Here is a 639-nt window from a genome sequence, read left to right as displayed (position 1 = left end):
CTTAAATGATTCTTCAAATTTGCCAAAATCGACAGCTCCCGTAAGCCTAACTGCTGCGGGCATATTATATGCCAAAGCCCCACCTTCCAGCTGGCTCAATATCCAAAGTCTGCGTTGTGATGAACTTAAAGGATAAGAATCCGATTCCTGAGCTTGGGCAATTGAAGTAAAATGGAGCTCAGTTTTGAGTAATTTTATTATTTCAGCCTTGGACTCTTTAATAATGAAAAGTAAACTTTGATTTACGACTTCTCCTTTTGGAAACTTAATAACTAATTCATCTTCTCTTAAACTAAGATATATTCTTCTTTCTTGTAATATTGAAAATAATTCATTTAATTCCATTTTGTTTTTTTATTAAATTAAAACCTCTTCAAATTCTCCGTCTTCTCCTATTAATTCACCTTTTTCAAGCCATTTTGCTGTATTATCATATCCAGCCATGACATCTGAAATTAATTTAATATTAGATTTATTAAAAAATTCGTCAAAAGAAATTTTTACACTAAACTCTCTAAATATTCTTGAAATAATTTGGCTTGCATTTAACGAATTCCCTCCAAGCTCAAAGAAATTATCGGTTATCCCAATTTTTTCCACCCCTAAAACGTCTTGCCAGATTGCAGCCAGTTTTTCTTC

General features: G+C 32.2%; 2 protein-coding genes. Both read right to left on the bottom strand.

The window, feature by feature from the left end; all coding sequences use genetic code 11:
* Positions 1–345, bottom strand: a 345-nt coding sequence (locus tag ACE01P_RS24390; protein ID WP_379701665.1) for a condensation domain-containing protein, incomplete at its 3' end; no start/stop codon positions are given.
* Positions 346–357: 12 nt separating this feature from the next.
* Positions 358–639, bottom strand: a 282-nt coding sequence (locus tag ACE01P_RS24385) for a phosphopantetheine-binding protein (protein WP_379701664.1), incomplete at its 5' end; no start/stop codon positions are given.

It is taken from the genome of Flavobacterium sp. HJSW_4, from assembly GCF_042436695.1.
Lineage (GTDB): Bacteria > Bacteroidota > Bacteroidia > Flavobacteriales > Flavobacteriaceae > Flavobacterium.
Note: the sequence above shows the minus strand (reverse complement) of the source record. Positions and strands in the feature narration are given on the sequence as shown.